Source organism: Citrobacter sp. wls829 (genome assembly GCF_005280825.1).
GTDB lineage: Bacteria > Pseudomonadota > Gammaproteobacteria > Enterobacterales > Enterobacteriaceae > Citrobacter > Citrobacter gillenii.
On record NZ_SZWP01000051.1, the window covers coordinates 1 to 7,276 of the forward strand.

At 49.1% G+C, this 7,276-nt stretch carries 7 protein-coding genes; all 7 read right to left on the bottom strand.

What is annotated here, in order from left to right; translation table 11 throughout:
• Positions 1-128 precede the first annotated feature (128 nt).
• Complete coding sequence (pcoE, locus tag FDW88_RS07790) at positions 129-563, bottom strand: copper resistance system metallochaperone PcoE (RefSeq protein WP_000723069.1); 435 nt, start codon at positions 561-563, stop codon at positions 129-131.
• A gap of 480 nt (positions 564-1,043) precedes the next feature.
• Positions 1,044-2,444, bottom strand: a complete 1,401-nt coding sequence (pcoS, locus tag FDW88_RS07800; RefSeq protein WP_001211180.1) for a copper resistance membrane spanning protein PcoS — start codon at positions 2,442-2,444, stop codon at positions 1,044-1,046.
• Positions 2,441-3,121 (bottom strand): copper response regulator transcription factor PcoR, encoded by a 681-nt coding sequence (gene pcoR, locus FDW88_RS07805; RefSeq protein ID WP_001188930.1) that lies wholly within the window; start codon positions 3,119-3,121, stop codon positions 2,441-2,443. Before pcoR ends, pcoS begins: the two co-directional genes overlap by 4 nt.
• 54 nt (positions 3,122-3,175) lie before the next feature.
• Positions 3,176-4,054 (bottom strand): copper resistance inner membrane protein PcoD, encoded by an 879-nt coding sequence (gene pcoD / locus FDW88_RS07810; RefSeq protein WP_229692861.1) that lies wholly within the window; start codon positions 4,052-4,054, stop codon positions 3,176-3,178.
• Positions 4,055-4,109: 55 nt separating this feature from the next.
• Positions 4,110-4,490: a copper resistance system metallochaperone PcoC gene (gene pcoC, locus FDW88_RS07815; protein ID WP_000025662.1), complete on the bottom strand. Its 381-nt coding sequence runs from the start codon at positions 4,488-4,490 to the stop codon at positions 4,110-4,112.
• Between the two features lie 39 nt (positions 4,491-4,529).
• Positions 4,530-5,420 (bottom strand): copper resistance outer membrane transporter PcoB, encoded by an 891-nt coding sequence (gene pcoB / locus FDW88_RS07820; RefSeq protein WP_001378118.1) that lies wholly within the window; start codon positions 5,418-5,420, stop codon positions 4,530-4,532.
• 5 nt (positions 5,421-5,425) lie between these two features.
• The gene (gene pcoA / locus FDW88_RS07825) at positions 5,426-7,243 is read right to left on the bottom strand and encodes a multicopper oxidase PcoA (RefSeq protein ID WP_000925242.1); all 1,818 of its coding nucleotides are present in this window, start codon (positions 7,241-7,243) and stop codon (positions 5,426-5,428) included.
• Between the last annotated feature and the right edge of the window lie 33 nt (positions 7,244-7,276).

The window sequence follows — 7,276 nt, forward strand, 5'->3', positions numbered from 1 at the left end:
CGTCAATACGGTTCTCGCTGCACGCTTACAGTTAAAGTTTGATATATGGGAAAAAAAAACGCTCCCGGACGGGAGCGTAAGCCAGTGACTTCGGCGTCAAATGAGGGTCTAACAAGTGGAGCTGCGGGTTAATTCTGGGTGATCTGACTGCGATGCTTATCAGCCTGCTGCTGGTGAACAACGGAAGACTGACCATTATTCGCCTTCTCATGTACAGCTGCGGCCTTCTCATGCTCGCTCATTTCAGAAAATGACTTTGCTGTTTCGTTGGTAGCTCCGGGTTTAGCTTTCATCATTTTTTTATGCATTTCAGCCATGTCCTGGTGGGCAGCAGAATTGCTGTTTTGCATCATGTCATGGGACATTGCGGCCTGATCGTGACTGCTCATATCCATCATTGTCATGCTGTCTCCCTGAATTGCACTTTTTTCAGCAGATGACTGCATCTGGTGGGCAGGTGCCTGTGCATTATTTACCTGGTCATGCATGTTCATTGTCTCTGCAGCCATGGCAGATGAAGCGGCAGCCATAATGGCAACAAATGATACGAGAATCTTTTTCATGGTTGGGTCTCCGGTGTTTTCATACCCGAACAATCAATGCTTATAACAGAGAAAGCATTTGATCTCAGGGCTGGTTGATCATCACGCCAGGAACCGGGCGATTGAATTATCACGCTGTCCTGATTTATGGCTGATTATAAAAAACCGACTCTGTTTATCGCGTGACTGAACGATGACATTTTTGTCACCTTCCGGGTTTCTCCTGAATAACGGTATTAATCCATTAACAGACGCACACTGAACACAATTTCCCGCCCCTGCTGTTCTGCTGACAGCTCGCCGACATACCCAAACAATCAATGGCTTATAACAGAGAAAGCAGTTGATCTCAGGGCGGGTTAATCATCACTCCAGGAACCAGGTGATTGTGTTATCACGCTGCTCCTGATTTATGAATAATTATAAAAAACCGCCTCTGTTTATCGCGTGACTGAATGATGACAATTTTGTCACCTTCCAGGTTTCTCCTGAACAACGGGATTAATCCATTAACAGGCGCACTTTGAACACAATTTCACGCCCCTGCTGTTCTGCTGACAGCTCGCCGCCGTGAGCATGAATGATCGACCTTGTAATTGATAATCCCAGCCCCGCGCCTTCCGTGTTGTAGAACCTTGATGAGTCTGCGCGATAGAACCGGTCAAACAAACGTTCCAGATTAGCGGGAACCTGGCCGGACATCGTATTCGTAATCATCACGTTCACACAGTCACTGTCACGCTCAAGGTGTATCGCTGTACAGGTGTTATCGGGAGAATACTTGATTGCATTGGAAAGCAGGTTACTGAAAGCACGTCGGAGCATATCGCTGTCTCCGGCAACAACGCCCTCTCCTTCAACCGTGATTGTCTTTCCTGTTTCGTCTGCCAGGGGCTCGAACAACTCACGTAATTCATTCAGTTCGGCTGCCAGATCCACATCATGTTTATCCAGCCGCAGCAGACCATGCTCTGAACGTGCCAGAAAAAGCATGTCACTGGTCATTCGTGACAACCTTTTCAGTTCTTCCAGGTTAGCGAATAAAATTTCGCGGTAATGCGAAACATCCCTTTCCTTAGCCAGTGCAAACTGCGTCTGCATCATCAGATTACTGACTGGTGTGCGCAGCTCATGCGCGATGTCAGACGAGAAATCTGACAGTTTCCGGAATGCCCCCTCCAGGCGATCAAACATATTATTGAACTCCTGCATGGTCTCAGAGATTTCCGGCGGAGCCAGATCGGGATTTAGACGCTGATCCAGGCTGTGTACAGTCATGGAGGAAGCCAGACTGGTCATTTCCCGTAACGGTTTCAGACCAATACGTGTGGTCAGCCAGCCCAGAAAAACAGAAATAAAGACCAGACCGATATTGAACCAGAACAGCCAGGTACTGAGTTTGTCCATAAACAGGGTGTGATACCCAGTATCCGTGGCAACCGTAATGATGACATGTTTGCTTTTACCCTGTTCCGGCGTCACGGCAACCCGCCGCGAGATACTGCGGTACACGGTGTTATTTTCTTCCGTCTGGATCATATAGTCGAGAATATCACCCGACTTATTAAGCAGGACCGCTGGAACAACAGAATTTTTGGCATAGAGTTCAACAATTTTTTCATTTTCCATGTTTTTTATAGAAATGAATAAACCATTGTGCCCTACCATCGCATCGTTTATTTTTTCTGATAATGACTTAATATCCGTTTTGTTCCGGAACGTCTCTGTTTTAAGAAACTCTTCGGTGAGCTGAAGTTTACCTGTCAGAAAATCGCGGTCCTGATTATCGAAATAGCCATTAAGGGTGCTAATCAGGATAAAACTTGATAACCACCATACCGTAAGCATCACCGCAGAAAAAATCAGGCTCAGGCGTGTGGTCAGGGAAATTTTGAACCTCACTCTTCTCTGATCTCCAGGACATATCCGGCACCGCGAACGGTATGGATCAGTTTTGGCTCAAAGTCATCATCAATTTTACTTCTCAGACGTCTCACGGCGACATCAATCACATTCGTATCACTGTCAAAATTCATGTTCCAGACCAGGGACGAGATAAGACTCCTGGGTAACACTTCTCCGGTGCGTTGCAGCAGCAACTCAAGCAGAACGTATTCTTTACCGGTGAGATGGATCTTCTTCCCCGAACGGATCACGGTCCGGCGCACCATATCAACGGTCATATCGGCGATGGTGCAGACTGTTGCGGCCTGCGAGCGTGCCCGGCGCAGTAGGGTTCTTACACGTGCAACCAGCTCCGTAAAATCAAAGGGCTTAATCAGGTAGTCATCTGCGCCAAGCTCCAGTCCTTTCACTTTGTCCCGCACGTTGTCCTTTGCGGTTAAAAACAGGACCGGTTCTTCGTGCCCGGACTCCCTCAGTGCGCTGATGATTTGCCACCCGTCGAGGAAAGGCAGCATCACGTCCAGTATTATCAAATCATACTGTCCCTTCGACGCGGCCCCGAGACCATCGCGGCCATTATTAAAGAGATCGGCCTGATAGCCTTCCTCAACCAGTCCCTGCTGCAGGTAACGACCTGTTTTTTGTTCGTCTTCAACGATTAAAATACGCTGCATGGTCAACTCGCTGATATGAAAGTAAAAATCTCACGCATGAGCTTTGGCTGTCCCCTAGCTGACCTGAGACGGAGCAAGCATTCCGAGCCACGCTACGGCGCCCAGAATGATAATCGCAACAACGAATTCTGTCAGGATGCTGTTTCGCATCAGGGCAACGCTGCGATCATAATTCCCTTCCCTGACCATAACTTCAAGCCGGGGACCCAGGTGAAACCGGTTTGCTGCAGCCAGAAGAAGCATCAGAACAAACAGAGCCGTCTTGGCAAGCAATATCCTCCCCCAGGAACTGTTGAATAAGGGAGTTAAGTTACCCTCAGCAATATACAGATAGTTGACCAGCGCACTCAGGATCAGGGCTACAACAATCACCGTTCCTGCCGTGGCAAATTTTGCCAGGGAGTCAGATATCACAATGACGCTCTGTGCATTATGCTCGTTTCTGCGCATCAGCAGGATAGCAAATGCAACCAGAGCACCTGTCCAGGCACCTGCAGCGCCGAGATGGGTCAGATCGCTCAGTAAATGGAGATAGTAATGCAGACCGTCATGCATAACGGCGTGTCCTCCCCAGGCAAGTGTAGCCAGCGCCACGCCCCCACTCATCGTCATCAGCAGGCAGGACAATACTCTCTTATTAGTGTAAAGGAACAAAGCACCGAGTGTGGTAAACAGGGCACAGAGCCTGACAATCCAGCTAATACCCACATCAGTTTCTTCTATCACCATCTCGATAACATGGATGGATAATTCTCTGAGGTCAGTTACTCCACTCATGGCATTAGATACCAGGAGCATATTAATGCCAGTAAGAATGATGCCTGTAACAACAGCAAAGGTTATAAACGACCTGAAATTAGTCAGGTTATAGGTTTCATGTCTGACACCACTTATTCCATATATCTGAAAAAATGGCAATCCAAATATTACCATCAAATCCAGATAAAGAAGAAAACGAATAACAATCATAATCAGGTCGTTCATAATATTACTTCACTGTAAAGGTGTAATTACCGGTAATAGGGTGCGTATCTGAAGAAACCGCGCGCCAGTCAACACGATAAGTGCCAGCGGGTAAAGGCTCTCGCGGAATAATGACCATCGATTTAGGGTCAGCGCCTGGCGCCACTTTTGCCGCGACCGGCATCGGAGAATGTGATGACATGCCTTTCATACCCGTCATCGTTAATTTTGCACCTGAGAATTTCACGGTCAGATTTTCCGAGAAATTAAGCTGAATCTTTTCCGGGGCCGCTACGGCTGAATCAGCCTGTGGCACAGAGCTTTTTAATTCCGGATGGGCCATAGCAGAGAAAGCAACGCCCATAACGAGGCCACCTGTAAGAATGGCTTTATTTAAAATCGACATTTTATTTACCTGTTTAGTTGAGTGTTTTATATCAGTGCGTTAAAACCAGATTCTGGCTCCCGCCAGGAATACTACCTGATGGTCTTTCTCACCTTCTCTTTTCGCCATATCGGATGTTTTCCCGTAAAGTTGATTCCAGGAAACGCCTATATAGGGTGCAAACTCACGGCGTATTTCATAGCGCAGCCGGAGCCCCAGCTCTGTGTCAGTCAGTCCCCTGCCGCGACCCCGCGATTCATCATCCTGACTGTAGAAATTCACCTCATAGGATGGCTGGAGTATGAGCCGGTTAGTCAGTAAAACGTCGTATTCTCCTCCCAGACGAAGGGCTGCTTTTCCGCCATTACTGACAAAACCCGTAATTTCAGACTCAAAATTATAGAGTGCCAGCCCCTGAAAACCGACAGCAGCCCAGGTCCGGGCAGAAGCAGGTCTGAAATCCTGCCTGACACCCGCAACCAAATCCCACCATGGGCCAACCGCATGTCCCCAGAGTAACTGCGCTTCAGCCGCCTCCGTTTCCCCATTGCTTCGTTCACCTTCACTCTTTAGCCAAATCCGATCTGTGTCGCCTCCAATCCAGCTGTTAACACTCCAGCTGAAATTGTTGGTGTTATCCGACCGTTGCCATTCCAGTTGATCCAGCAGAACCAGATAATTAATCGCACTGTCGTGAATCGCATGCCCCTGTAAATTGCCGAATGCAGCCTTCCGGTCGGCATCGGTAACAGGCGGAATTGGCGTTCTGCTCTCAGTTACAATGGGCTCCATTGACGTCATCTCAGTGAAATTCTCATCTGCTGGCATCTGCATGGCAGACATGTCGTGCCCGGCGTGGGGATCTGCAGAGACGGAGCCCGCCGCAATAGAAAGCTGTGAGGTAAACAAACCGGCGACCAGAACAGGTATGGCCTTCAAATTTCTCTTCATTCGCATCATTCCTCCACCCGGACTTCACGAAACATTCCCATTTCCATGTGATAGAGCAAATGGCAGTGATACGCCCAGCGGCCAAGCGCATCTGCTGTCACTCTGTAACTGCGTTTTGTACCAGGGGGAACATCTATTGTGTGTTTACGAACCATGAAATTACCGTTTTCATCTTCCAGATCGCTCCACATACCATGCAGGTGAATGGGGTGAGTCATCATGGTATCGTTGATCAGCGTGATCCTGAGCCGCTCACCGTATTTCAGCAGCACCGGTGCGGCATCTGAAAACTTGATTCCGTTAAATGACCAGGCAAACTTTTCCATGTGGCCGGTTAAATGCAGTTCTATGGTACGGCCAGGTTCACGTCCGTCAGGATCCTCAAAGCGGCTTTTCAAATCCGCGTACGTGAGAACCTTTCTTCCGTTATTTCGAAGACCAATACCCGGATCATTTAATTTCGGAGAGACGCTCATCGCCTGCATATCAACCAGTGGGTTATCCGTTTCTGACGCAGGATGACTTTGCATACCCGGCATTCCGGCCATCCGGGAATGATCCATACCGGCCATGCTGCTGTGATCCATGGGCGCGGAGGATGTCCCGCTATCCGGAAGGTCAGCACCGTCCATAGACATCATCTCTCCGCTGTTATCCATGCCTCCCATCTGGCTGTGGTCCATTCCTGCCATATCATGTCCCATTCCCCCCATACCCATATCTTCCATGGTCAACAGAGGACGGGGATCGAGGGGGGGAACGGCAGCACTTAACCCCTCTCTCGTGGCCAGTGTCCCTCGAGCGTAACCGGTCCTGTCCATGGATTGTGCGAAGATGGTATAGGCCTCACCCTGAGGCTCCACAATGACATCATAGGTTTCGGCAACGGCAATCCTGAATTCGTCAACGGTAACCGGGTTTACATACTGGCCATCTGCAGCCACGACCGTCATTTTCAGCCCGGGGATACGGATATCGAAATAGGTCATTGCCGAGCCGTTGATAAACCGTAAGCGTATCTTTTCACCGGGACGGAACAGTCCGGTCCAGTTTTTCAGCGGGGCCTGCCCGTTCATGAGATAGGTGTAGGTGTAGCCACTGACATCCGCGAGGTCAGTCGGATTCATTTTCATTTCAGCCCACATTTTCCGATCGGCAATGGTGGCTGACAGCCCCCTGGTATTCACGTCGCGGAAAAAAGAGCCAACGGTTGGTTTATTGAAATTGTAGTAATCCGACTGTTTTTTTAATTTTTTCAGCAGGCTGTGAGGATTTTCATCGGTCCAGTCAGACAACATGACCACATGCTCACGATCGTAAGCAAACGGTTCTGGCTCCCTGGCATCGATGATAATGGCACCGTATACCCCCTCCTGTTCCTGCAGACCGGAATGGCTGTGGTACCAGTAAGTCCCGTTCTGCTTAACCTTAAAGGTGTAAACGTAGGTATCATCAGGCTCTATGCCCATAAAACTCAGCCCCGGAACACCATCCATATTGGCCGGAAGAATAATGCCGTGCCAGTGAATGGACGTCTGTTCATTAAGACGGTTTTTGACCTTCAGGGTAATGGTGTCACCTTCTTTCCAGCGAAGAACGGGCCCCGGCAGGCCTCCATTGATTGTTTTGGCCTGACGCTCACTGCCCGTGATATTGACGGCCGTTTCACCAATGGTCAGGTCAAACTGAGTACCCTGCAGGGATGCGGCAACTGGCAGGCTCAGACTGGAACGCGCATTGAAACTCCATACGCCAAGACTTCCGGCTACGCCAGAGAGGGTTAACCCCTTCAGGAAAGTTCGTCGAGACGTTTTCAACAGCATGCGCATTCCCTTATTTAAAGTATGGTTACTGAC

What these genes read in the sequence shown, in the direction of transcription:
- pcoR (WP_001188930.1), bottom strand. Translation starts at nt 3,121, where the DNA reads ATGCAGCGTATTTTAATCGTTGAAGACGAACAAAAAACAGGTCGTTAC.
- pcoE (WP_000723069.1), bottom strand. Translation starts at nt 563, where the DNA reads ATGAAAAAGATTCTCGTATCATTTGTTGCCATTATGGCTGCCGCTTCA.
- pcoA (WP_000925242.1), bottom strand. Translation starts at nt 7,243, where the DNA reads ATGCTGTTGAAAACGTCTCGACGAACTTTCCTGAAGGGGTTAACCCTC.
- pcoC (WP_000025662.1), bottom strand. Translation starts at nt 4,490, where the DNA reads ATGTCGATTTTAAATAAAGCCATTCTTACAGGTGGCCTCGTTATGGGC.
- pcoB (WP_001378118.1), bottom strand. Translation starts at nt 5,420, where the DNA reads ATGAAGAGAAATTTGAAGGCCATACCTGTTCTGGTCGCCGGTTTGTTT.
- pcoD (WP_229692861.1), bottom strand. Translation starts at nt 4,054, where the DNA reads ATGGTAATATTTGGATTGCCATTTTTTCAGATATATGGAATAAGTGGT.